The organism is Streptomyces sp. SPB162, from assembly GCF_029504575.1.
Taxonomy (GTDB): Bacteria; Actinomycetota; Actinomycetes; order Streptomycetales; family Streptomycetaceae; genus Actinacidiphila.
This window is the reverse complement of record NZ_JAQFII010000001.1, coordinates 2348963-2371350: the sequence shown is the minus strand read 5'-3', so window position 1 is coordinate 2371350 and position 22388 is coordinate 2348963. Positions and strand designations below refer to the sequence as shown.

Here is a 22388-nt window from a genome sequence, read left to right as displayed (position 1 = left end):
CGCCGGGCGGTCCTCGCGGGTGGGGCCACGCCGGGACAGCGCCCGGTACCGTGGCCGGATGATCGATGTTCGGCGCGGTGGGCAGCGGTACGCCGGGGGCGATCCCACGGCGGGAATCGAGACCCTGCACGCGTTCTCCTTCGGCGCGCACTACGACCCCGACAACCTGCGCTTCGGGCCGCTGATGGCGTGCAACGAGGAGCACCTGGCGCCCGGCGCCGGCTTCGCGGAACACCCGCACGGGGGAGTCGAGATCGTGACGTGGGTGATCGAGGGCGAGTTGGGGCACCGGGACTCCGCGGGCCACGAGACCGTGGTGCGGGCCGGCGAGGCACAGCTGCTCAGCGCGGGGGACGGGGTCCGCCACGTCGAACGCAACGCCGGAGAAACCCCGCTGAGGTTCCTTCAGATGTGGCTGGAGCCCGCGGCGTCCGGTGGCGCGCCGCGCTACGGCGTCGAGCGCGGCACGCGCTTCGTCCCGTTCCGGCAGCCGCACGCGGCCCTGACCGTCGCCCGCGGCCCGGGCGAACTGCCGGCCGCGCCCTTCGTGTACGTGCACGTGGTGCGCGGCGGTGTCCGGCTGGGCGACGAGACGCTGAAGGAGGGCGACGCGGCGCGCCTCACCGGCGAGCCGGGGCTGTGGGCGCACGCCGCGGAGCCGGTGGAGTACCTCGTCTGGGCGATGAACCCGGCGCCGCGGGACGCCCCTTAGGCCGTGAGCTCCGCGAGGACCGCGTCCGTCAGGGCGGGCCACAGCGGGACCGCCCATTCACCCCAGGCGCGGTCGGTGAGGCAGACGCACGCGGCGCCCGCGTCCGGGTCGACCCACAGGAAGGTCCCGGTCTGGCCGAAGTGGCCGAAGGTGCGCGGGCTGGAGGCGGCGCCGGTCCAGTGCGGGGTCTTGGAGTCGCGGATCTCGAAGCCCAGGCCCCAGTCGTTGGGGTTCTGGTGCCCGTAGCCGGGCAGCACGCCCTTGAGGCCGGGGAAGACCACGGACGTGGCCGCGTCGAGGGTCGACGGGTGCAGGATGCGCGGCGCCTGCAGTTCGGCGGCGAAGCGGACGAGGTCCTCGACGGTGGAGACCCCGTCGGCGGCGGCCGAGCCGGGCAGCGTGGTGGCGGCCATCCCCAGCGGCTCCAGGACCGCCTGCCGCAGGTACTCGGGGAACGGGATGCCGGTCGCCTTCGCGATGTGGTCGGCGAGCACCTCGAAGCCGGCGTTGGAGTAGAGCCGGCGGTCGCCGGGCGGCGCCATCACGCGGTGCTGGTCGAAGGCCAGCCCCGAGGTGTGGGAGAGCAGGTGGCGTACCGTCGAGCCCTCGGGCCCGGCGGGGTCGTCCAGCTCGAAGACGCCCTCCTCGCACGCGACGAGCGCCGCGTAGGCCGTCAGCGGCTTGGTGACGGAGGCGAGCCGAAACGGTTCGCCGACCGGGCCCTCGGACCCGGCGACCGTGCCGTCCCGGCGGACGACGGCCGCGGCGGCCGTGGGGACGGGCCAGTTCCGAATCTCGCGCAAGCTCTCCATGGGGCGAGCGTAACGCGGGCGGAAAAGATCTCCTGCGGCGCTTGCTTGGAGTGCACTCCAAGTCCGTAGCGTAGGGGCATGACCGTAACGCAGACGGCTGTGACGCAGGTGGCGAGGACCAGGGGCGGCCGGATCGCCGGCTGTGAGGAGCCGACCTCGATTCTGCGGCCCGACGGGCAGGACCAGTACACGATCAGCGAAGTGGTCACGGTGACCGGGCTGAGCGCGCACACCCTGCGCTGGTACGAGCGGATCGGACTGATGCCGCACGTCGACCGCTCGCACACCGGTCAGCGCCGCTACACCAACCGCGACCTGCACTGGCTGGCCTTCGTCGGCAAGCTCCGGCTGACCGGGATGCCGGTCGCGGACATGGTCAGGTACGCGGAGATGGTCCGTGAGGGCGAGCAGACGTTCAGCGCGCGGCGGGAGCTGCTCGTCGCGCATCGTGAGGACGTGCACCGGCGGATCGCCGAGCTGCAGGACACCCTCGTGGTACTCGACTACAAGATCGACATGTATGGAGGCGCCCAGCGGGCGCCGGAGAGGGCCTGACCCTGATGAGCGACAACACGAGCACCGAGAAGATCGACACCGTACGGCTGGGCACGGAAGGACCGCTGGTCGGCGTCCAGGGCCTGGGCTGCATGGGCATGAGCGAGTTCTACGGCGAGACCGACGTCGACGCGGCGCGGGCCACGCTGGAAGCGGCGCTGGAGGCGGGCGTCACGCTCTTCGACACCGCCGACATCTACGGCAACGGGGCCAACGAGGAGTTCATCGCCCCGTTCGTGAAGGCGCACCGGGACGAGATCACGCTGGCGACCAAGTTCGCCGTCGAGCGCAAGGCCGAGGACCCCACCTACCGCGCTGTCCGCAACGACCGGGCGTACGTCCGGCAGGCCGTCGAGGCCAGCCTGCGCCGCCTGGGCACGGACGTCATCGACCTGTACTACATGCACCGCCGCGACCCGGCCGTCCCGTTCGCCGAGTCCGTCGGCGCGATGGCCGAGCTGGTGGCGGAGGGCAAGGTCAGGTACCTGGGCCTGTCCGAGGTGACGGGCGCGGAGCTGCGCGAGGCGCACGCCGTGCACCCGATCGCCGCGCTGCAGTCCGAGTGGTCGCTGTTCAGCCGTGATGTGGAAGCCAGCGCCGTGCCGGCCGCCGCCGAGCTGGGGGTGGCCTTCGTGCCGTACTCGCCGCTCGGGCGGGGCTTCCTGACCGGCGCGTTCCTGGATGCCACGAAGGATCTCGTCGAGGGCGACTTCCGGCAGAGCCAGCCCCGGTTCACCGGCGAGAACGCCAAGCGGAACGCGGATCTGCTGGACCCGGTCCGCAAGGCCGCCAAGGCCCACGGGTCCACCCTGGGCCAGATCGCGCTCGCCTGGGTGCAGCAACGGGCCGAGGTCCACAACCTGGCCGTGGTGCCGATCCCGGGCACCCGCAAGGTGAGCCGGGTGCTGGAGAACACCGCGGCGACCCGGATCACGCTCGACCCGATCGAGCTGGAGTGGCTGGAACCGATCGCGGAGCACGTCGCGGGCGACCGCTACCCGGACATGAGCTCTACTTCCGCCGCGCGCGAGTAGCCGCCTGCACGGCGGCCAGCACGGACGCGGCGAACGGCAGCGACTCGTGGACCTGCCCGTAGCCGAGCCCGAAGACCACCGCGGCCGGGTTCTGGTCGGGATCGCCCGGCCGCTGGGTGCCGTCGGCCGGGCGCAGCCGCAGGTAGCCGTGCAGCAGCTCGGGGGAGCGCCAGTCGACCCCGGTGAGGTCGGCGACCGGGAAGTGCTGGTCGCCGGCCTTCCACTTGGCCGTCGAGGCGCCCGTCCAGAACCAGCGGAACGACACCGTGCGGCCGTCGAAGGCGGCCCGGGCGTCGTACGCCTTGAACGACTGCGGACCGGCGGGCGCGGCGACCAGGAAGCGGTCGGCCGGTTCGCCGGTGTCGCTGTCGGAGACCGCGACCCGTAGCTCGTCCGTGTAGTACTCGGCGAGGGTTTCGCGCTCGGCGGGCAGCACCAGCCGGTAGGGATCCGCGGAGTCCTTCAGCTGCCCGCCCGCCGCTTCCATCAGCGGATCGGCGCCCGGCCGGGGCAGGGCCCGCAGCACGACCGTGCCGCGCTTGCCCGGAACGAGCTCGACGCCGGTCAGCGCGGCGTGCGGGATCCGGCGCTCGCCGAGCGCCTGGAGCAACTTCGAATTGCGCACCCCGCGCTCGTACCGGATGACCACGGCATCCGTGTCGAACTCCCACACGGCATTGGATCCGGCCAAAACGTCACCCATACGGCTCATCGTAGGGCCGAATGTGGCATCAACCGCCGAACCGACCGCAAAAACACACGTGTGGTGGGTGCGGCGCCTGGGATTGCGGGCGGGGCCGGGACGGGGGCGGGGCTGGACGGGGGCCGGGGTCGGCGGTCACCCGCCGACCCCGAGGCGCTCAGGCGGCGCTCAGCTCTGGTCGAGGCCTGACGCGCAGTCCTCGCGGGCCGGCGCGCACCGCACGGCGCTGTACTGCCCGAGGGCGATGTCGGTGAAGTTCGCCAGACTCTCGGTGTCGGGCGCGAAGTAACCGGGGTGGCCCAGGGCGCCCTCGGTGCCGACCACCCGGGCGCCGAAGGCCTCCGAGACCGGGTCGGCGCCGTGCCCGAGGCCCGCGATCTCCAGGTGCGGCACGTCGCCGATCCAGTCGCTCGGATCACGGGCGGCCCACACGTTGGCGGAGGTGTGCAGCTGCGTGGCGCGGCTCACCCGCATCCCCGGGCTGCCGAAGACGGTGATGTCGGAGACCTTGTCCGACGGCAGGTCGGGAGCGGCCACCCCGCACAGCACCGAGCCGTACGAGTGGCAGAACAGCGAGAGGTGCGCCCTGGTCGGCAGCGCCTCGACCAGCGAGTTCAGCCGGACCGCGCCGTTCTCCGCCAGCTCGCCCGTGGAGGCGTCGAGGCCGACCCCCGAAGGCGTCGTGTAGTTCGCCCACGCGATCACCGCGGTGTGCGCGGCCGGGGCCTGGGCGCGCTCGGCCGAGTACAGGGCGCGCGCCATGCCGACCGGTGCCGCGTACGCCTTGGCGGTGCGCTCGAACGTGCTGATGTCGGTGTCCACACCCGGCACGACCAGGGCCACCCGGTCGGCGGAGTCCAGATCGCCGAAGACCTCCGCGGCGCGGCCGGCTCCGGTCGGGTCGAAGGCGAGGATCTGCCGTCCGCCGGTCAGCAGGGAGGCGTAGCGGTGGGCCCGCTTGTCGGCGTCCTTGCGGCCCGCGGGGGTCAGCAGGGAGCTGTGCGAGCGCGCCAGCTCCGTCACGCGCGTCTGGGCCAGCGCCACCCGGTTGGCCAGGTAGCGCACGCTGACCGGCGCGCCGTCCAGGTTGCCGACGACGAGCGGGTAGTCGTTGGCGAGCTGCCGGGTCTGGTCCGCGGTCAGCGTCGCGAAGAAGTGCGCTATCGAGTCGGCACCGGCCGAGGCGCTGGGCAGTTTGTGGCCGGCCACGGAGCCGTGCAGCCACGACGTCAGTGCCGTCGCCCGCGGATCCTCGGCGCCCTTGTGCGGCCGGATGGCCGTCCAGCCGGTGGTGGCGAGCATGACGAAGATGACGGCCAGGGCCAGCAGGGCCCGGATGGACGTTGCGTTGAAGCGCTCATCGAACGGGGTCACTCAGGATTGCCTCGCGAAATCGTCCCGGTCGCGCACGCCGACCCGGTCCGTCGGCAGCAGGTGCGCGGGGGGTCTGGTGGCCCCTCGGTTCATCGATTGGTTGCGGTAACTCGAGCCAGCGTAGAAGACGCAGGGCCATGCCCGAGCCAAGGGTGACCCAAGTCACGTTTCGAAAGTGACTGTACGGGCCAGACGAAGGGGTTGGCCGCTACCGGCGCAGCGGGCCGCGCACAATCCCCCTATCAGGAGGAACGTGCCCCCCGGCCCTTGTGAGCGCCGCGCCGGCCACATCAGCCTGAGCCGCATGAACACGATCCTCACCGCCGCCGCCCTGGCCGCCGCGCTCCTGTCCGTCACCACCCCCGTCCCCGCCTCCGCCGCGCCCCCCGAGGCCCTGTCGTCGAAGGCCGCGTCCTCCAAGCCCGCGTCGTCCAAGCCCGTGTCCTCCAAGGCCGCCTGCGATCCGGGCCAGCTGTGTCTGTGGGGCAAGGCCGGCTACAGCAGCGCCCGGCAGAACCACGAACTCGCCGACACGGGCATCGACAACTGCGTGCCGCTCCCCACGGGCACCCCGGCCCGGTCCTTCGTCAACCGCATCGGCCGGCCGGTCACCACCTACCAGAGCGCGGAGTGCGCCACCGAGGCCGAGTTCGAGACCTACCCGACGGGCACCTGGGTGCCCGAATCCCGCTACACCGTCCGGGCGTTCAAGGTCTGGGAGAACTGACGGCATGGAACTGACACCGCATGCGCGGGCGGGGCCGGGGAACACGAACGGCGACCGCTACCTTACGGAGGGACGATGGCCACCCGAACCCGCACCCGTACCCGTATGCCTTTCCGCAGCCGGTCCGGCCGATCCGGCCGGTCCGACTTCGGGACGATCGCCGTCGTCGGCGCCGTCTGCGCCGTCATCGGATTCTTCGTCCTGGGGATCGTGCTCGGACCCCTCGCGATCATCTTCGGCTGGCTGGCCATGGGCCGCAGCTGGCGTGGCGCGAAGTCGATCCCCGCGGTCGTCGCCGTCATCCTCGGCGTCTTCGACACCGTCGTCGCCCTGCTCTGGCTGGCCCAGTAGCCGGGGGAGCGGCCGCCCCACGCAGAACGCCGGGCCCGCACCACGGAAAGCGGTGCGGGCCCGGCGTCGGGATTGCTCAGGAGACGCCTCAGGCGTCGCCGCCCGCGGCGCCGGGGTCGGCCGCCGCGACGTCGAGCAGCTGGTAGCGGTCCACGGCCTGCTTCAGCACCGAACGGTCCACCTTGCCGTCACGGGCGAGCTCGGTGAGCACCGCCAGGACGATCGACTGCGCGTCGATGTGGAAGAAGCGACGGGCCGCGCCACGGGTGTCGGCGAAACCGAAACCGTCGGCGCCCAGCGACTGGTACGTGCCCGGAACCCAGCGCGAGATCTGGTCCGGCACCGCGCGCATCCAGTCCGAGACCGCCACGAACGGGCCCTGCACACCGGCGAGCTTGCTCGTGATGAACGGGACGCGCTGCTCCTCCTCGGGGTGGAGCAGGTTGTGCTCCTCCACCGCGATGGCGTCGCGCCGCAGCTCGTTCCACGAGGTGGCCGACCAGACGTCCGCCTTGACGCCCCAGTCCGCCGCGAGGATCCGCTGCGCCTCGACGGCCCACGGGACCGCCACACCGGACGCCAGGATCTGCGCCGGGATGGTGCCCTCGGTGCCCGGCGCGTACCGGTACAGGCCCTTGAGGATGCCTTCGGCGTCCACGTCGGCCGGCTCGGCCGGGTGCTGGATCGGCTCGTTGTAGACCGTCAGGTAGTAGAAGACGTCCTCGGCGTTCTCGCCGTACATCCTCTTCAGACCGTCCTGCACGATGTGCGCGATCTCGAAGCCGAACGCCGGGTCGTACGCGACGACGCCCGGGTTGGTCGAGGCGAGCAGCTGCGAGTGACCGTCCGCGTGCTGCAGGCCCTCACCCGTAAGGGTGGTCCGGCCCGCGGTCGCGCCGAGCACGAAACCGCGCGCCAGCTGGTCCGCCATCTGCCAGAACTGGTCACCGGTCCGCTGGAACCCGAACATCGAGTAGAAGACGTAGACCGGGATCAGCGGCTCGCCGTGCGTGGCGTAGGCCGAGCCCGCCGCGATCAGCGAGGCCGTACAGCCCGCCTCCGAGATGCCGTCGTGCAGCATCTGGCCGGTCGGCGACTCCTTGTACGCGAGGAGCAGGTCGCGGTCGACCGCCTCGTACTGCTGGCCCAGCGGGTTGTAGATCTTCGCCGACGGGAAGAACGCGTCCATACCGAAGGTGCGGTACTCGTCCGGGGCGATCAGCACGAAACGCTTGCCGATCTCCTTGTCCCGCATGAGCTCCTTGAGGATGCGGACGAACGCCATGGTCGTGGCGATCGACTGCTGCCCCGAGCCCTTCTTGGCGGGCGCGTACGCCTTGTCGCCCGGCAGCTCCAGCGGCTTGGCGCGCACCACACGGGTCGGCACATAGCCGCCGCACGCCTTGCGGTGGTCGTGCATGTACTGGATCTCTTCGGAGTCGCGACCCGGGTGGTAGTACGGCGGGTAGCCCTCGTCGAGCTGCTTGTCCGTGATCGGGATGTGCAGCCGGTCGCGGAAGCGCTTGAGGTCCTCGGTCGTGAGCTTCTTCATCTGGTGGGTCGCGTTGCGGCCCTCGAAGTTCGGACCGAGCGTCCAGCCCTTGATGGTCTGGGCGAGGATCACCGTCGGCTGGCCCTTGTGGGCCTTGGCCGCCGCGTACGCCGCGTAGACCTTCTTGTGGTCGTGTCCGCCACGGCCGAGGTGCAGGATCTGCTCGTCGGTCATGCCTTCGACCATCTTGCGCAGCCGCTGGTCGCCACCGAAGAAGTGCTCGCGGATGTAGCCGCCGGTCTCGGTGGCGTACGTCTGGAACTGACCGTCCGGCGTGGTGTTCATCTTGTTGACCAGCAGGCCGTCGCGGTCCTGGGCGAGCAGCGGGTCCCAGCTGCGGTCCCAGATCAGCTTGATGACGTTCCAGCCGGCGCCGCGGAACTGCGACTCCAGCTCCTGGATGATCTTGCCGTTGCCGCGGACCGGGCCGTCGAGGCGCTGCAGGTTGCAGTTGACGACGAAGGTCAGGTTGTCCAGGCCCTCACGGGCGGCGATCGACAGCTGGCCGAGCGACTCCGGTTCGTCCATCTCGCCGTCGCCCAGATACGCCCATACGTGCGACTTGGAGGTGTCGGCGATGCCGCGCGCCTCCATGTAGCGGTTCATCCGCGCCTGGTAGATCGCACCGAGCGGGCCGAGGCCCATCGAGACGGTCGGGAACTCCCAGAAGTCCGGCATGAGCCGCGGGTGCGGGTAGCTGGACAGGCCGTACGGCGCCTTCGACTTCTCCTGGCGGAACGCGTCGAGCTGTTGCTCGGAAAGCCGGTCCAGAAGGAAGGCGCGGGCGTAGATACCCGGGGAGGCGTGTCCCTGGAAGAAGATCTGGTCGCCGCCGTCGCCCTCGTCCTTGCCCCGGAAGAAGTGGTTGAAGCCCACGTCGTAGAGGGAGGCGGAAGAGGCGAACGTGGCGATGTGGCCGCCGACGCCGATCCCGGGGCGCTGTGCGCGCGACACCATGACCGCCGCGTTCCAGCGGGTCGCGTTCAGGACCTTGCGCTCGATCTCCTCGTTGCCGGGGAAGAAGGGCTCGTCCTTGGTCGCGATGGTGTTGATGTAGTCCGTGCTGCGCATCTCGGGCACCGCGACACGCTTCTCGCGGGCGCGCTCGATGAGGCGGAGCATGAGGTAGCGGGCGCGCTCACGGCCGCGTTCGTCGATAGCCGCGTCGAGCGAGTCGAGCCATTCCGCCGTTTCCTCGGGATCAAAGTCCGGGACCTGGCTGGGAAGGCCGCCAATGATGATCGGGTTGCGATCGGATCCGGAAGCCACGCTGTTCCTTCGCTACTAGGTCTTGCTCTGCTGGGTCGCGCCGCCTCCATCGTGTACCGCGTCGCAAGAAACGTCATCTCTACTGAGCGGTAACTGCCACTCCGTGAGACGGAGAGGTGCGCAGCGAAGCAGGCCCTCGGGAGGCCAAATCGCAACTCTACGCCCACTCGGACGTACGACCGACCCCAGACTTCATTCGTGCACAACCCCGGCAAAGCGGCGTGATCTACGTCACGATTGGGCAGGCGGCTTGCGGTGACACGTCACCGTTTAGGCGGTCTCGGCGGCCGGGTACTTGCGCGATCCGCCGCGTCCGTGTGGACTACCGCCAATAACCCCGCACAGGCGCGGGGATTTTCCCCCCATGACAGGAGGCAAAGCGTGAGCGCGACCGCGGACCACGCGGAGGACCGGACCAACCCGGCTAGCCGGCTTGGATTCGAACCCGGACAGGTGGTCCAGGAACTCGGGTACGACGACGACTGCGACCAGGAGCTCCGAGAAGGTATCGAGGAGCTCACGGGCGAAGAGCTCGCCGATGAGGACTACGACGACGTGCCCGACGCCGTCCTGCTGTGGTTCAGGGAGGACGACGGCGACCTCACCGACACCTTGGTCGACGCCACGTCGACGATCGACGACGGCGCCCCGATCTGGCTGATGACCCCCAAGACCGGCCGTGAGGGCCACGTCGAGCCGAGTGAGATCGGCGAGGCCGCGCAGACCGCGGGGCTGGCCCAGACCAGCACCGTCAATGCCGCCAAGGACTGGTCGGGCAGCCGCCTGGTCACCCCGAAGACGGCCAGGGCCGCGAAGCGGTAGCCCTACCGGACTCGTGCACCGTGCCCCCGGCGACCTCGGTCGCCGGGGGCACGGTGCGTTCACCCGGATCCGGGTGCGTTTCGCCGCCGGCCCGGGTGACAGACTGTGCGTGACCTTTCCGGTACCGAGACGAGGATGTGTCCGCATGGCGATCGAGGTCGGCAGCGAGGCCCCGGACTTCGAGCTGAAGAACCAGCACGGGCAGACCGTGCGGCTCTCCGACTTCCGCGGCGAGAAGAACGTCGTCCTGCTCTTCTACCCGTACGCCTTCACCGGCGTCTGCACCGGCGAGCTCTGCGCCCTGCGCGACGAACTGCCGACGTTCCAGAACGACGACGTCCAGCTCCTCGCGGTTTCCAACGACGCGCCCTTCTCGCTGCGCGTCTTCGCCGACCAGGAGGGCCTCGGCTACCCGCTGCTCTCCGACTTCTGGCCGCACGGCGAGGCATCCCGCGCCTACGGCGTCTTCGACGAGGAGAAGGGCTGCGCGGTCCGCGGCACCTTCGTCATCGACAAGGACGGCATCGTCCGCTGGACCGTCGTGAACGGTCTCCCGGACGCCCGGGACCTCAATGACTACGCGAAGGCCCTCGAAGACCTGTAGTCGACGGGCTGCAGTCTTGGGGAACTGCTCACTAAGCTCAAGGCGTTGATCTGTGTACCGCACGACGGGGGCGAGGGTTCTGCCTGATACCCCACGACCGTATGGGAGGGACTCGTGGGAGTCAGCCTCAGCAAAGGTGGCAACGTCTCACTGACGAAGGAGGCGCCGAACCTCACGGCCGTCATCGTCGCCCTGGGATGGGACGCCCGGACCACCACAGGCGCCGATTTCGACCTGGACGCGAGCGCGCTGCTGGCCAGCCCCGAGGGCAAGGTCATCTCGGACGCGCACTTCGTCTTCTTCAACAACCTCAAGAGCCCGGACGGCTCGGTCGAGCACCTCGGTGACAACCTCACCGGCTCGGGCGACGGCGACGACGAGGTCATCAAGGTGAACCTGGCCGGTGTCCCGGCCGATGTCGCCAAGATCGTCTTCCCGGTCTCGATCTACGAGGCCGAGAGCCGCCAGCAGAGCTTCGGCCAGGTCCGCAACGCGTACATCCGCGTCGTGAACCAGGCCGACAACAACGAACTGGCGCGCTACGACCTCACCGAGGACGCCTCCACCGAGACCGCCATGGTCTTCGGTGAGCTCTACCGCAACGGCGCGGAGTGGAAGTTCCGCGCCATCGGCCAGGGCTACGCCTCCGGACTGCGCGGCATCGCGCAGGACTTCGGCGTCAACGTCTGACGACCTCGCGGCGCCGCACACCCGGCAGGGCGTGCGGCGCCGCGCACGTACCGACCTCAGCACGCACGGGGAGGAAGCGAAAACCATGGGCGTCACGCTCGCCAAGGGGGGCAATGTCTCCCTCAGCAAAGCCGCACCGAATCTCACCCAGGTGATGATCGGTCTCGGCTGGGACGCGCGCTCCACCACAGGAGCGCCGTTCGACCTCGACGCCAGCGCCCTGCTGTGCGCCAACGGCCGGGTACTCGGCGACGAGCACTTCGTCTTCTACAACAACCTCAAGAGCCCCGAGGGCTCCGTCGAGCACACCGGTGACAACCTCACCGGCGAGGGCGAAGGCGACGACGAGGAGATTCTCGTCGATCTCACCAAGGTCCCCGAGCGCGTCGACAAGGTCGTCTTCCCCGTCTCCATCCACGAGGCCGACAGCCGCGGCCAGACCTTCGGCCAGGTCAGCAACGCGTACATCCGCGTCGTCAACCAGTTCGACCAGGCCGAGTTGGCCCGCTACGACCTCTCCGAGGACGCCTCCAGCGAAACCGCGATGATCTTCGGAGAGCTCTACCGCTACAACGGCGAGTGGAAATTCCGTGCAGTAGGCCAGGGGTACGCGTCAGGACTGCGAGGCATCGCCCTGGACTTCGGAGTCAACGTTTCTTGACTTCTCCCCGCCGTGACCGACCGGGATTCCCTGCCCTCGCGGGTGGGGTTTCCTGCTTCCTCCGCCCCTGAACGAGACGGGTCGCGCTCCGCGTCGACGAAGTGCGGGTCGCCCTACCCTCGCCGGTCCTGCCGGAGCTCCACGGGCGGCACGGCCGGCGGCCCGCCGGTCCGTACTCGAGGCGATGACGGCTCAAGCGACCGGCGGATCCGTGGAGTGCCGGATCACGACCGGCGGATTCTTCCCGAGCGCGGATCAATTCTCCCCATGAGGCGTCCGCGACGGCGCGGTTCAGGCCCGCCTTCTGCCGCACCCGCCGACCCGGCTTGTCCGCAGTGCCGGAGGCGGACCGCATGAGGTTCGCAACGGCCAGGTGCCGGTGCACAGCGGGCACGGGGGCCGGCGAATTGCCCCGGCGGGCCAGGCTGACCTGGTAAAGGCGCGTCCCAGCTGCCGGGCGCCCAGGGCGAGGGTGGCAGGTCGCCCCAGCCTGCCCGCGGCGACCTGGGCCACGCGACGAAGGGTTGCAGAGAAGTGTCGCCTGGTGACCATCGGGTGACCGCTGCCCGAACCTGCGTTCCGCGTAATTCGGCGGGTCTAGAGGGTCCGATGCGGTGAAGTGCCTGGTCAGTAGACTCGTTGGTGCCGAACGGGCTGGAATCACCTAGAGAAACGCTTTTGGCTTACTCTCCAATAACTGCATGGCTCAGGCGTGTATTGTCTAGAGCGATGTATGTGAAGACGACGAGCCGGAAGACCAAGAGCGGCACGGTCCGCTACCTGCACCTGGCCCACAACACCTGGGACGCGTCGGCGGGTCGGTCGGTGCCGAAGCTGCTGTACGGTTTCGGCCGCGAGGACCAGCTGGACACCGATGCGGTGCGCCGCTTGGTCGGCTCACTGTCCAAGCTCCTCGATCCGGCTGCCGCGCTGGCGGCCACCGCCGAGGCGAGCACGGAGCTGGACTTCGTCGAGTCCCGTCCCTTCGGCGGTGCGTATCTCCTGGACCACCTGTGGCAGCGACTGGAACTCCCCCGCATCGTGGCCTCGTTGGGCACCCGGGGGCGAGGCCGTCCACGGAACGTCGAGGCCACCGAACGCGTCCTGTTCGCACTGGTCGCCAACCGCGCACTGGCCCCGTCCTCGAAACTGGCGGCCGCCGAGTGGGTCAACCACGACGTGCACATTGACGGCCTGGACCGCATCGACGACGACGCCTGCTACCGGTCGATGGACTGGCTGCACCAGATACGCGAGAAACTGGAACAGCGGGTCTTCGATTCGGCCGCCCACCTGCTGAACCTCGAAGTCGACCTGCTGTTCTTCGACACCACCAGCACCTACTTCGAACTCGAGGACGCCGACCTGCCCGTCGCCCGCGACGAACACGGCCTCCCCCTCCCCGAAACCGGCGACGGCGACGGCGACGGCGGGAGCAAGGGCGGGTTCCGGACCTGGGGGAAGTCGAAGGACTCCCGCGACGACCTGCCACAGATCGTGATCGGGATGGCGGTGACCCGTGACGGGATCCCCGTGCGGGTGTGGTGCTGGCCCGGCAACACCGCCGATTCCGCGTTGATCCGCCAGGTCAAGGACGAGATGCGGGACTGGACCCTGTCCAAGATCGTATGGGTCGCCGACCGGGGCTTCGCCTCCGCGGCCAACCGCCGCTACCTCCGCTCCGGCGACCACCACTACATCATCGGCGAGAAGCTCCGCTCCAACTCCCCCGAGATCAAGGCCGCGCTCTCCCGACAGGGCCGTTACCAGGACATCGCGCACAACATGCGCGTCAAGGAAGTGAAGGTCTCCGAGAACGAACGCTTCGTGATCTGCCACAACCCCGAAGGCGCCACCCGGGACGCGGCGATCCGCACCCAACTGATCGCCCAGCTCACCGAGCTGATCGAGGGCAGCGACACCCTCTCGGACTACAAGCGCGGCGAACTGCGCGGCAAGATCACCGCGAAGCCCGGCCTGAACCGCTACCTCCGGACCACCCCGGCCGGCAAGCTCCGTATCGACGCCACCAAGGCCAAGACCGAGGCGAACCTGGACGGCAAGTACCTCCTGCGCTGCAGCGACCCGAAACTCTCGGCCGAGGACATCGCGCTGGGCTACAAGCAACTCCTCGAAGTCGAGCGCGGCTGGCGCGACATGAAGCAGATCCTCGACCTCCGCCCGGTCTACCACCGCCTCGAAGAACGCATCCGCGCCCACGTCATCCTGTGCTGGCTCGCCCTGCTGCTGATCCGCATCACCGAGACCACCACCCGGGCGACCTGGCCCACCATCCGCCGCGAACTCGACCGGCTCCACCTTGGGACCTTCACCGGCCCCGCCGGCACCTTCCGCCAGCTCACCGAACTCACCCGCACCCAGCGCGACCTGCTGAACAAGCTCGACATCCCCGCCCCCAAGAAGATCGTCGAGCTCACCCCAGAACCCCACTGACCAGCCACAACCCCCACGCCTAGAGACACGCCCCCACGGCGTGTCCAGACGTGTTTCCCCAGGTCACAGCACGAATCAACACTCTATGCACCGCGAATTATGCGGAACCCAGGCCGAAGGGCGATGTGTCGGATCCCGGGGAACGATGGAACAGCGCACCACGGGAGCGACACAGAGTGAGGAAGGCGGCATGAGCCAATCCATTGCAGTGGGCGACGCCGCACCGGTGACGATGCGGGCCGTCGTCGTCACCCGGCCCGGCGGCCTGGACGCACTTCAGATCAAGGATGTGCCGGTGCCCGTCCGCAAGCCAGGCTGGGTGCGGATCAAGGTGAAGGCGTTCGGCGTCAACGAGTCAGAGGTCACCACCCGCAAGGGTGAGTCGGACGCGGAGGTCACCTACCCGCGCGTGCCCGGCATCGAGGGTGTCGGGGTGGTCGATGAGGCCGACGAGGACAGCGGGCTGCGCCCGGGCCGGCAGGTGGCGACCATGATGGGGAACATGGGCCGCTCGTACGACGGCGCGTATGCCCAGTACGTCACCGTCCCCGCGGAGCAGGTCATCCCGTTCGAGACCAGCCTGCCGTGGGACGTGGTCGGCGCGCTCCCGGAGATGTTCCAGACCGCGTATGGATCCCTGACCCGCGGCCTGGACCTCAAGCCCGGGCAGACGCTGCTGATCCGCGGCGGCACCTCCACGGTCGGGCTGAGCGCGGCCACGATCGCGAAGGACCTCGGAGCGACCGTGCTGTCCACCACCCGCAGCCCACAGAGGGCGAGGGAACTGCGGGCCGCGGGCGTCGACCATCCCCTCGTCGACAACGGCACCCTCGCCGACCAGGTGCGCGAGCTGCTGCCGGACGGCGTCGACGCCGCACTGGAACTGGTGGGCTGCTCGGTCCTCGCCGACACCCTCCGAACCGTCCGTCGCCACGGCACCGTCTGCTTCACCGGAGCCCTGGCAGGCCAGTGGACGATCCCCGACTTCACCCCGTTCATGATCCCGGGCGGGGTACGGCTGACGTCCTACGGCGGTCAGGCCGCCGACCTTCCGGCCGACGTCTTCGCCCACCAGCTCCAGGCCATCGCCGAAGGACGCCTCAAGGTCCCGGTCGCGAAGATCTACCGCGGCCTGGAACAGGTCCGAGACGCCCAGGCCGACCTCGAATCCGGCACCACGCCGGGCAAGCACGTCGTCGTCCTGGACGACTGAGAACGGGTCGCGGGACGCGATCAGGCCCTCGCACACATCGACTCGAGCTGCTCGCACCCGCGCATCGTGCGCAGTGAGTACTCAGCCCGGCGGTGAGCGCCGCCACTTCCCGTCGTTTCCGAAGGCGAGAACAGATGACGGACCGCCGCCGCATGAACATCCGGAGCCCGGCCGCCCTCACGGGCCGGTCGTGGTGTCGCGGGCCGCGAAGGCGGCCGGGGTAAGGCCGGTGCGGTCGCGGAAGAAGCGGCCGAAGTTCGCGGGATCGGTGAAGCCGAGGTGGTCGGCCACGGACCGGGCGTCCCACTGGGCGCTTTCCAGCAGGCGCCGGGCCTCGAGCAGGCGCCGCTCGTCGATGAGCTCACGCACTCCCTTGCCAGTGGCTTCCCGGGCGGCGCGGCTGAGGGTGCGGACCGAGCGGCCGAGCAGCTCGGCGTAATCGGCGGCCTGGTGCAGTTCGCGGAAGTGCAGCTCCAGGGCGTCCGTGAATCGTCCGTAGGTGTCACCACGGCTCGTGCCGGCACTCGTGTCGGCGGGGGTGATCCCGGGGGCGTTGGCGAGGCGCAGCAGCAGGGATTCGAGCAGGCTGCGGCGCAGGGCGTGGTGGACGTCGAGGGGTCGGCGCCCCAGTGCGCGGTGTTCGTCCAGGAGCTGGAGTGCCGTCTGGTGGAGCCAGCCGGCGTCGTCGGGGTGTGGGCTCAGTACGGCCGGGGCGTCGTGTGAGGTGAGTGGGGCCAGCAGGCGGGCGAGGTCGGGCCGCAGTACGTCCGGTTCGAACAGGATGAACGGGCCGCGGGCGGCGCCGGGCGGATGCCAGCACTGCGTGTGCCCGGGTCGCACCCACAGCCACTGGCCGGGGGTGACGGTCCGCGTGAGGTGGTCGACGTCGTGCCGCAGCTCGCCCTCGGTGACGGCGATGAGGTAGTGGAAGGTGGCGCGGCCCGGACGGGGCGGGTTCCACGGCCAGTCGTCGTGCCGGGCGAAGAAGTCCTCGACGGTGCTCACCTCCAGCCCGTACGGGGTGCCGACCGGGGGCTGGAAACCGTAGAGCGGGACCGCGGCCGGTCCGGACTGCCTGCTCGGGCCGGGGCGTCGCTTGTCGACCATCACGTGTCCGTAGTCTACTGCCCTTTTTGTCGGCTTCGAGGGAAGGATGGGATGTGCCGCCGCGACCACCCCGTGAGGAAGGCAACGCCCCATGAACGGAACGACCCTGCACAAGACCGCCGCCGACTGCGCAGAGGAGCTTCCCGGAGCCGAGTTGGAGCATCCCTTCGGCGACGGCTGGGAGGTCTTCAAGGTGCGCGGCAAGGTGTTCATGCTGATGACCGAGGTCCCGGGGCGTCCCGTGGTGATCCTCAAGGCGGACCCCGGTGAGGCCCACGCCCTGCGGGAGCAGTACCGCCACATCACCCCCGGCTACCACATGAACAAGAAGCACTGGATCACGCTGGAGGGCGGGGAAGGCGTCGACAAGGAGTTGGTCAAGGAGCTCGTCACCGACTCCTACCGGCTCGTGGTCGCCCGCCTGCCCAAGGCCGAGCGGCCCGTCGACCCGCACACCTACGGCAGCCGCACGCGGGCAGCCTCGTGAGCGCGGCCGGCGACCGGCTCCAGGACACCGCCCGCCAGACCGCCTCGGCGCTGCCCGACGTCAGCCACGGACACCCCTTCACCCCCCAACTCGACGTGTACAAGGTCGCGGGCAAGGTGTTCCTGATCGTCACCGACGGCTCTACGACAAGGCGCAGGAGGGCCACTACAATCTCATCTCCGCGCTCCACAAGTCGATGCGCGGCTCCGACCCGGACGCGGCCCTGTACTGGCTCGCCCGCATGCTCGACGGCGGCGAGGACCCCCTGTTCGTGGCCCGCCGCCTGGTTCGCTTCGCGAGCGAGGACATCGGTATCGCCGACCCGCACGCCATCCAGCAGGCGCTCGCCGCCTGGGACGTGTACGAACGACTCGGCTCCCCCGAGGGCGAGTTGGCGATCGCCCAGGCCGTCGTCTACCTCGCCACCGCCCCCAAGTCCATCGCCGTCTACCGCGGCTTCAACGCCGCACACCGAGCCGCCCACCGCACCGGCTCACTCATGCCACCCGCCCACATCCTCAACGCCCCGACCCGGCTCATGAAGAACCTCGGCTATGGCAAGGACTACCAGTACGACCCCGACACCACCGACGGCTTCTCCGGCGCCGACTACTTCCCCGACGACATGGACTACGAGACGTACTACCAGCCCACCCGCAACGGCTACGAAGCCCAGATCACCGAACGCCTGCGCCACTGGGGCGCCCTGCGCGCTCACCGGCAACGCGACTGACCGAAGTACCGCACCCGCCCGCTCCAGCTCGTGCCCCGCGTCGCCGAGGAACTGCACATCGAACGTCACTTCCTGCTCAACGACCGAGTTGGCATGAAATGGCGGGAAGTTCGACACGTTTCGTCATGATGGTGATATGTGCCCTCGTAGGACGTGATTCGGAAGGGGCGTACCGACTGGGTGGTGACGAAGCGGGTCGGTAGAGTCTTGGCAAAGCCGCGGACTACGCGGGGGATCTCTCGTAGAGAAGGACTGGGTAGCCCGTGCTCCTCAAGACATTCGGCTGGTCGTTCGGCATCACTGTCGCCGGCCTTGCCCTGGCTGGGTACCTCTGGGGGGTGGAGGGGCTCGCGGTGGTCGCGATCCTTTCGGTCCTGGAGATCTCACTGTCGTTCGACAACGCGGTGATCAACGCCGGGATCCTCCGGAAGATGAACGCCTTCTGGCAGAAGATGTTCCTGACCGTCGGCATCCTGATCGCCGTCTTCGGTATGCGACTGGTGTTCCCGGTCGTCATCGTCGCCATCACCGCCAAGCTCAGCCCGATCGAAGCGGTCAACGTCGCGATCAACGACCACGACCGCTACGAGGCGCTGGTCACCGGTGCGCACCCGGCCATCGCGGCGTTCGGCGGGATGTTCCTGCTCATGATCTTCCTCGACTTCATCTTCGAGGAGCGGGACATCCGGTGGCTCGGCTGGCTGGAGAAGCCGCTGGGCAAGCTCGGCAAGCTGGACATGCTCTCCGTCGTGATCGCCATGGTCGTGCTGCTCATCGCCGCGACCACCGTCGCCACCGCCGTTCCGGTGCACGGCGGCGAAGGCACGATCGACAAGACCGCGACGGTGCTGCTGTCGGGGGTCGCCGGGCTCATCACGTACCTGGTCGTCGGCGGGATCTCCGGTTACTTCGAGGACCAGTTGGAGGAGGCGGAGGACGACGCCGCCGAGGAGGCCGAGGCCGAGGCCTCGTCGAAGGGCAACACGGCCGCGGTCGTCGGGCTGGCCGGCAAGGCCGCGTTCTTCATGTTCCTGTACCTCGAGGTCATCGACGCGTCGTTCTCGTTCGACGGTGTCATCGGCGCGTTCGCGATCACCAACGACATCTTCGAGATGGCGCTCGGCCTCGGTATCGGCGCCATGTACATCCGGTCGCTGACGGTGTACCTGGTCCGCAAGGGCACCCTGGACGACTACGTGTACCTGGAGCACGGCGCGCACTACGCGATCGGCGCGCTGGCGGTCATCCTGCTCGTCACGATCAAGTACGAGATCAACGAGGTCATCACCGGCCTCGTCGGCGTCGTGCTGATCGCGGCCTCCTACTGGTCGTCGGTGGTGCGAAACCGGCGGATCGGGGAAAACTCAGAGGGGTCGAACGATACGGCGGAAGTCTCTTCCGGGGTCTGAGAGCTCTGGCACTCTGAACCCCGGAGCGAGAAGTCCCGCCCCCCGCCGATCCGGCGGGGGGCGGTGTCCGTTCAGGGGAGGGGTAGTCATGGCCTGGTGGAAGTTCCTGCGGCCCAGTGGGGCCTCGCAGTTCGACGTGGCGAACGCGCACACCGTGGAGCTCACGAAGCGGCACCCCATGGTCTCGCTGAGCAAACAGGGCGCGGCCGTCGGCAACCTGCGGATCAACCTCAGCTGGCAGATGCGCACGTCGGACACCGGCGGCTGGAACAAACAGGGCGCAGGCGGGTTGCTCAGCCGCGGGATGCACCTGTTCAAGCCGGAGATCGTGCAGGCCGCGGGGCCGGCCATGGTCAACGTGGACCTGGACCTGGCGTGCATGTACGAGCTCGCCGACGGGACGAAGGGCGTCGTCCAGCCGCTCGGCAACTTCCTCGGCGACCTGAACGAGGCGCCGTACATCAAGCTCAGCGGCGACGACCGGTTCGGTGGCACGTCGGGCGAGACGATGCACATCAACTTCGACAAGCGGGACGAGTTCGTCCGGCTGCTGGTCTTCGTCTACATCTACGACGGCACGCCGGCGTTCGACCGCACCCACGCCATGGTCACGCTCTTCCCCAGCTCGGGCCCGCGGATCGAGATCCCGCTGAGCGAGCGCGAGCCGCAGGCGCGGTCCTGCGCGGTGGTGCTGATCGAGAACCGCAAGGGCGAGCTGATCGTGCGGCGCGAGGTGAGGTACGTCTACGGGTTCCAGGCCGAGATCGACCGGCTGTACGGCTGGGGCCTGCAGTGGGGCCGGGGGTACAAGACCAAGGTGTGACGGCCCGACCGCAGACGGACACGACCTAGCGGCGACCCCGCTGGAACTGGGGCCCCTGGGGTGGCAGCACGAATCCCGGGGGGCCCGCCACCGGCTGCGGGTACCCGTAGGCCGGTGCGGCCGGCTGGGGGCGCTGCTGCGGCGGCTGGGGGTACCCGTAGGCGGGCTGGGCCGGTACGTGGCCGGGGGCGGGGTCCGGGAGCGGGTAGCCGTACGCGGAGGTGGCCTCGGGCTCCGGAACGGCGGGCGGCGCGTGGGCGGGCTCGCGGGAGCCCGCGGCGGGGTCCGTGCCGGAGTCCGCCTCGTCGTCGACGGCGATGCCGAATTCGGTGGCGAGGCCGACCAGGCCGGTCGCGTAGCCCTGGCCGAGGGCGCGGAACTTCCACGTCGTGTCGCGGCGGTAGAGCTCGCCGCAGATCAGCGCCGTCTCGTCGCCGGTGTCGGGGGTGACGTCGAAGGTCGCCAGCGGGGCCGAGCCGACCGGGGCGCCGGTGTCGAAGAGCAGGACGTGCAGGTCAGGGACCTGGCTGAAGGAGCCGCCGTCGGCGGACGCGGCGATGACGACGCGCTCCACGGTGGGGTCGAGGGACGTCAGGTCCACCTCGACGGTGTCCGTGAGCCCTTCGGGGACGCGCTTCTTCGGCAGGTGCCGGGCGAATCCCGAGGGATGCCTCGGCTCGTTGTAGAAGACGAAGTCCGCGTCCGAGCGGACCCGGCCGTCCGAGCCCAGCAGCAGGGCCGAGGCGTCGACGTCGGGGACGCCCACGCGGGGGCTCCAGCGCAGCACCGCCCTGATCCCCAGGACGTCCAGGGGGATGTTCGAGCCCTTCACCATCGCGTGCGTCATGGCGGTCATCCTGCCTTCCCCGGTGGGCGGGCCACAACGCAGGGGACTGGACGCGCCGGGACCGGTCATACGACGGACGTGCGGGGGTTACCTGATTTTCACGCACGGGGGGAACGTCGGTCGGGTGCGCGCACGTACGATAATCCGCCAGATGCTATTCGGTCAGCCATGTACAGAAGGGGGCGTATGCGCCACTTCGGACACCTTGCGACAGACGTGCGGAGCGAACTGTTCCACCGCGAGCCGCAGGAATTCACCGCGGACTCGTCCGCCCGCACGCTCTCGGTCGCCCTGGGCGCGACCCTCTACAGTCCGGCGACCCGGCCGCGCTTGGCCGACGACGTACTGAAGCAGGCCGCGCACGGTGTCGTGTCCATGGTGCTGTGCCTGGAGGACTCGATCGACGACCGCGAGGTGGTCGACGCCGAGGCCAATCTGGTCCGCCAGTTCGCCGACCTGGACCGGCGGAAGAGCGCGGGCGACCCGCCGCTGCTGTTCGTCCGGGTCCGCACCCCGGCGCAGATCGTCGACCTGGTGCGACGACTCGGTGACACGGTGCGACTGCTGTCCGGATTCGTGCTGCCGAAGTTCACCGAGGAGAGCGGCGTCCCCTTCCTGGAGGCGCTCGCCGCCGCGGAGATCGCGTGCGGCCACCGGCTCTTCGCCATGCCGGTCCTGGAGTCCCCGCAGCTGATGCACCTGGAGAGCCGTGTCGAGACGCTCTCCGGGATCTACCGCACGGTCGACAAGTACCGGGACCGGGTGCTGGCCCTCAGGCTGGGCGTGACGGACTTCTGCTCCTCGTACGCGCTGCGCAGGGCGCCCGCGATGACGGCGTACGACGTCCAGATCGTCGCCTCGGTCATCGCGGACGTCGTCAACGTCTTCGGGCGGGCCGACGGGACCGGGTTCACGGTGACCGGGCCGGTCTGGGAGTACTTCCGGCACCACGAGCGGATGTTCAAGCCGCAGCTGCGGCGCAGCCCCTTCACCCCGGAGGCGGAGGACCTGCGCACCGCGCTCATCGAGCACGACATGGACGGGCTGCTGCGCGAGATCGAGCTGGACCGGGCCAACGGCCTGCAGGGCAAGACGTGCATCCACCCCACCCATGTCTTCCCCGTGCACGCGCTGAACGTGGTCACGCACGAGGAGTTCTGCGACGCCGCCGACATCCTGCACGAGGACCGCACGGGCGGCGGGGTCCTGCGCTCCGCCTACACGAACAAGATGAACGAGGTGAAGCCGCACCGGGCCTGGGCCGAGCGCACCATGCGCCGCGCCGAGATCTTCGGGGTGGCCCGCGCCGACATCGGCTTCGTGGAACTGCTCGCGGCCTGTCTGCCGTCCTGATCCACGGGGCGTCTGACCCACGTCGCGTCCGATCGCAGCGCGCCCGGCCACGCCGCGCCTGATCGCCACCGCGCCTGATCCACACCGCGTCTGATC

General features: G+C 69.6%; 22 protein-coding genes. 16 read left to right on the top strand and 6 right to left on the bottom strand.

The features are described from left to right. The first annotated feature begins 58 nt into the window (after nucleotides 1–58). Nucleotides 59–712, top strand: a complete 654-nt coding sequence (locus tag M2266_RS10915) for a pirin family protein (RefSeq protein WP_277438010.1) — start codon at nucleotides 59–61, stop codon at nucleotides 710–712. On the opposite strand, the gene M2266_RS10910 is transcribed toward M2266_RS10915, so the two are convergent. Then, nucleotides 709–1524 carry a serine hydrolase domain-containing protein gene (locus tag M2266_RS10910; RefSeq protein ID WP_277438009.1) on the bottom strand — a complete coding sequence of 272 codons (816 nt, stop codon included), beginning with the start codon at nucleotides 1522–1524 and terminating at the stop codon, nucleotides 709–711. The two genes, M2266_RS10915 and M2266_RS10910, sit on opposite strands and share 4 nt — an antisense overlap. Before the next feature lie 78 nt (nucleotides 1525–1602). Between M2266_RS10910 and M2266_RS10905 the strand changes: the two genes are divergently transcribed. Together M2266_RS10905 and M2266_RS10900 are read left to right on the top strand one after the other, a co-directional pair. Next, nucleotides 1603–2079, top strand: a complete 477-nt coding sequence (locus M2266_RS10905) for a MerR family transcriptional regulator (protein WP_277438008.1) — start codon at nucleotides 1603–1605, stop codon at nucleotides 2077–2079. A 5-nt stretch (nucleotides 2080–2084) separates the two neighbouring features. Further along, nucleotides 2085–3113, top strand: a complete 1029-nt coding sequence (locus M2266_RS10900; RefSeq protein WP_277438007.1) for an aldo/keto reductase — start codon at nucleotides 2085–2087, stop codon at nucleotides 3111–3113. Here the strand turns inward: M2266_RS10900 and M2266_RS10895 are convergent. After that, on the bottom strand, nucleotides 3091–3825 hold the full coding sequence (locus M2266_RS10895; protein ID WP_277438006.1) for a DUF4429 domain-containing protein: 735 nt from the start codon (nucleotides 3823–3825) through the stop codon (nucleotides 3091–3093). The two genes, M2266_RS10900 and M2266_RS10895, sit on opposite strands and share 23 nt — an antisense overlap. A 159-nt stretch (nucleotides 3826–3984) precedes the next feature. After that, complete coding sequence (locus M2266_RS10890) at nucleotides 3985–5190, bottom strand: alpha/beta hydrolase (RefSeq protein WP_277438005.1); 1206 nt, start codon at nucleotides 5188–5190, stop codon at nucleotides 3985–3987. A 304-nt stretch (nucleotides 5191–5494) separates the two neighbouring features. Here M2266_RS10890 and M2266_RS10885 point away from each other — a divergent pair, with 304 nt between their 5' ends. Then, nucleotides 5495–5917: a peptidase inhibitor family I36 protein gene (locus tag M2266_RS10885; RefSeq protein ID WP_277438004.1), complete on the top strand. Its 423-nt coding sequence runs from the start codon at nucleotides 5495–5497 to the stop codon at nucleotides 5915–5917. A gap of 105 nt (nucleotides 5918–6022) precedes the next feature. Beyond that, nucleotides 6023–6268: a small hydrophobic protein gene (locus M2266_RS10880; protein WP_277441154.1), complete on the top strand. Its 246-nt coding sequence runs from the start codon at nucleotides 6023–6025 to the stop codon at nucleotides 6266–6268. A gap of 88 nt (nucleotides 6269–6356) precedes the next feature. On the opposite strand, the gene aceE is transcribed toward M2266_RS10880, so the two are convergent. Continuing rightward, nucleotides 6357–9089 (bottom strand): pyruvate dehydrogenase (acetyl-transferring), homodimeric type, encoded by a 2733-nt coding sequence (aceE, locus tag M2266_RS10875; protein ID WP_277438003.1) that lies wholly within the window; start codon nucleotides 9087–9089, stop codon nucleotides 6357–6359. 381 nt (nucleotides 9090–9470) lie between these two features. Here aceE and M2266_RS10870 point away from each other — a divergent pair, with 381 nt between their 5' ends. The 6 genes from M2266_RS10870 to M2266_RS10845 all read left to right on the top strand — a co-directional run bounded on the left by M2266_RS10870 (nucleotide 9471) and on the right by M2266_RS10845 (nucleotide 15533). Continuing rightward, nucleotides 9471–9911 (top strand): DUF3052 domain-containing protein, encoded by a 441-nt coding sequence (locus M2266_RS10870; RefSeq protein WP_138356772.1) that lies wholly within the window; start codon nucleotides 9471–9473, stop codon nucleotides 9909–9911. A 145-nt stretch (nucleotides 9912–10056) separates the two neighbouring features. Beyond that, nucleotides 10057–10515: a peroxiredoxin gene (locus M2266_RS10865; RefSeq protein ID WP_277438002.1), complete on the top strand. Its 459-nt coding sequence runs from the start codon at nucleotides 10057–10059 to the stop codon at nucleotides 10513–10515. Nucleotides 10516–10629: 114 nt separating this feature from the next. Then, nucleotides 10630–11205, top strand: a complete 576-nt coding sequence (locus tag M2266_RS10860; protein WP_138356774.1) for a TerD family protein — start codon at nucleotides 10630–10632, stop codon at nucleotides 11203–11205. An 85-nt stretch (nucleotides 11206–11290) separates the two neighbouring features. Then, the gene (locus tag M2266_RS10855; RefSeq protein ID WP_277438001.1) at nucleotides 11291–11866 is read left to right on the top strand and encodes a TerD family protein; all 576 of its coding nucleotides are present in this window, start codon (nucleotides 11291–11293) and stop codon (nucleotides 11864–11866) included. 729 nt (nucleotides 11867–12595) lie between these two features. Beyond that, complete coding sequence (locus tag M2266_RS10850; protein ID WP_277438000.1) at nucleotides 12596–14320, top strand: IS1634 family transposase; 1725 nt, start codon at nucleotides 12596–12598, stop codon at nucleotides 14318–14320. Between the two features lie 190 nt (nucleotides 14321–14510). Further along, a complete protein-coding gene (locus M2266_RS10845; RefSeq protein WP_277437999.1) occupies nucleotides 14511–15533 on the top strand; it encodes a zinc-binding dehydrogenase in 1023 nt (340 codons plus the stop codon). A 177-nt stretch (nucleotides 15534–15710) separates the two neighbouring features. Here the strand turns inward: M2266_RS10845 and M2266_RS10840 are convergent, their stop codons facing one another. Beyond that, entirely contained in the window at nucleotides 15711–16643 is a 933-nt protein-coding gene (locus M2266_RS10840; protein ID WP_277437998.1) for an AraC family transcriptional regulator, read from the bottom strand. A gap of 88 nt (nucleotides 16644–16731) precedes the next feature. Between M2266_RS10840 and M2266_RS10835 the strand changes: the two genes are divergently transcribed. From M2266_RS10835 to M2266_RS10820, 4 genes are all read left to right on the top strand, one after another. Continuing rightward, entirely contained in the window at nucleotides 16732–17127 is a 396-nt protein-coding gene (locus tag M2266_RS10835) for an MmcQ/YjbR family DNA-binding protein (RefSeq protein ID WP_277437997.1), read from the top strand. Between the two features lie 196 nt (nucleotides 17128–17323). Continuing rightward, nucleotides 17324–17860 carry a hypothetical protein gene (locus tag M2266_RS10830; RefSeq protein ID WP_277437996.1) on the top strand — a complete coding sequence of 179 codons (537 nt, stop codon included), beginning with the start codon at nucleotides 17324–17326 and terminating at the stop codon, nucleotides 17858–17860. Nucleotides 17861–18123: 263 nt separating this feature from the next. After that, nucleotides 18124–19269, top strand: coding sequence for a DUF475 domain-containing protein (locus M2266_RS10825; RefSeq protein ID WP_277437995.1), 1146 nt, complete (start codon nucleotides 18124–18126; stop codon nucleotides 19267–19269). Between the two features lie 88 nt (nucleotides 19270–19357). Continuing rightward, a complete protein-coding gene (locus M2266_RS10820) occupies nucleotides 19358–20092 on the top strand; it encodes a Tellurium resistance (protein WP_277437994.1) in 735 nt (244 codons plus the stop codon). Between the two features lie 25 nt (nucleotides 20093–20117). Here the strand turns inward: M2266_RS10820 and M2266_RS10815 are convergent, their stop codons facing one another. Beyond that, a complete protein-coding gene (locus M2266_RS10815; protein WP_277437993.1) occupies nucleotides 20118–20948 on the bottom strand; it encodes a TerD family protein in 831 nt (276 codons plus the stop codon). 177 nt (nucleotides 20949–21125) lie between these two features. Here M2266_RS10815 and M2266_RS10810 point away from each other — a divergent pair, with 177 nt between their 5' ends. Next, on the top strand, nucleotides 21126–22292 hold the full coding sequence (locus tag M2266_RS10810; protein WP_277437992.1) for an HpcH/HpaI aldolase/citrate lyase family protein: 1167 nt from the start codon (nucleotides 21126–21128) through the stop codon (nucleotides 22290–22292). Nucleotides 22293–22388: the final 96 nt, after the last annotated feature.

Bases quoted from the DNA above. Each gene is read 5' to 3' on its own strand.
- M2266_RS10915 (WP_277438010.1), top strand. From the start codon at position 59: ATGATCGATGTTCGGCGCGGTGGGCAGCGGTACGCCGGGGGCGATCCC.
- M2266_RS10910 (WP_277438009.1), bottom strand. From the start codon at position 1,524: ATGGAGAGCTTGCGCGAGATTCGGAACTGGCCCGTCCCCACGGCCGCC.
- M2266_RS10905 (WP_277438008.1), top strand. From the start codon at position 1,603: ATGACCGTAACGCAGACGGCTGTGACGCAGGTGGCGAGGACCAGGGGC.
- M2266_RS10900 (WP_277438007.1), top strand. From the start codon at position 2,085: ATGAGCGACAACACGAGCACCGAGAAGATCGACACCGTACGGCTGGGC.
- M2266_RS10895 (WP_277438006.1), bottom strand. From the start codon at position 3,825: ATGAGCCGTATGGGTGACGTTTTGGCCGGATCCAATGCCGTGTGGGAG.
- M2266_RS10885 (WP_277438004.1), top strand. From the start codon at position 5,495: ATGAACACGATCCTCACCGCCGCCGCCCTGGCCGCCGCGCTCCTGTCC.
- M2266_RS10880 (WP_277441154.1), top strand. From the start codon at position 6,023: ATGCCTTTCCGCAGCCGGTCCGGCCGATCCGGCCGGTCCGACTTCGGG.
- M2266_RS10865 (WP_277438002.1), top strand. From the start codon at position 10,057: ATGGCGATCGAGGTCGGCAGCGAGGCCCCGGACTTCGAGCTGAAGAAC.
- M2266_RS10855 (WP_277438001.1), top strand. From the start codon at position 11,291: ATGGGCGTCACGCTCGCCAAGGGGGGCAATGTCTCCCTCAGCAAAGCC.
- M2266_RS10850 (WP_277438000.1), top strand. From the start codon at position 12,596: ATGTATGTGAAGACGACGAGCCGGAAGACCAAGAGCGGCACGGTCCGC.
- M2266_RS10845 (WP_277437999.1), top strand. From the start codon at position 14,511: ATGAGCCAATCCATTGCAGTGGGCGACGCCGCACCGGTGACGATGCGG.
- M2266_RS10835 (WP_277437997.1), top strand. From the start codon at position 16,732: ATGAACGGAACGACCCTGCACAAGACCGCCGCCGACTGCGCAGAGGAG.
- M2266_RS10830 (WP_277437996.1), top strand. From the start codon at position 17,324: ATGCGCGGCTCCGACCCGGACGCGGCCCTGTACTGGCTCGCCCGCATG.
- M2266_RS10820 (WP_277437994.1), top strand. From the start codon at position 19,358: ATGGCCTGGTGGAAGTTCCTGCGGCCCAGTGGGGCCTCGCAGTTCGAC.
- M2266_RS10815 (WP_277437993.1), bottom strand. From the start codon at position 20,948: ATGACCGCCATGACGCACGCGATGGTGAAGGGCTCGAACATCCCCCTG.
- M2266_RS10810 (WP_277437992.1), top strand. From the start codon at position 21,126: ATGCGCCACTTCGGACACCTTGCGACAGACGTGCGGAGCGAACTGTTC.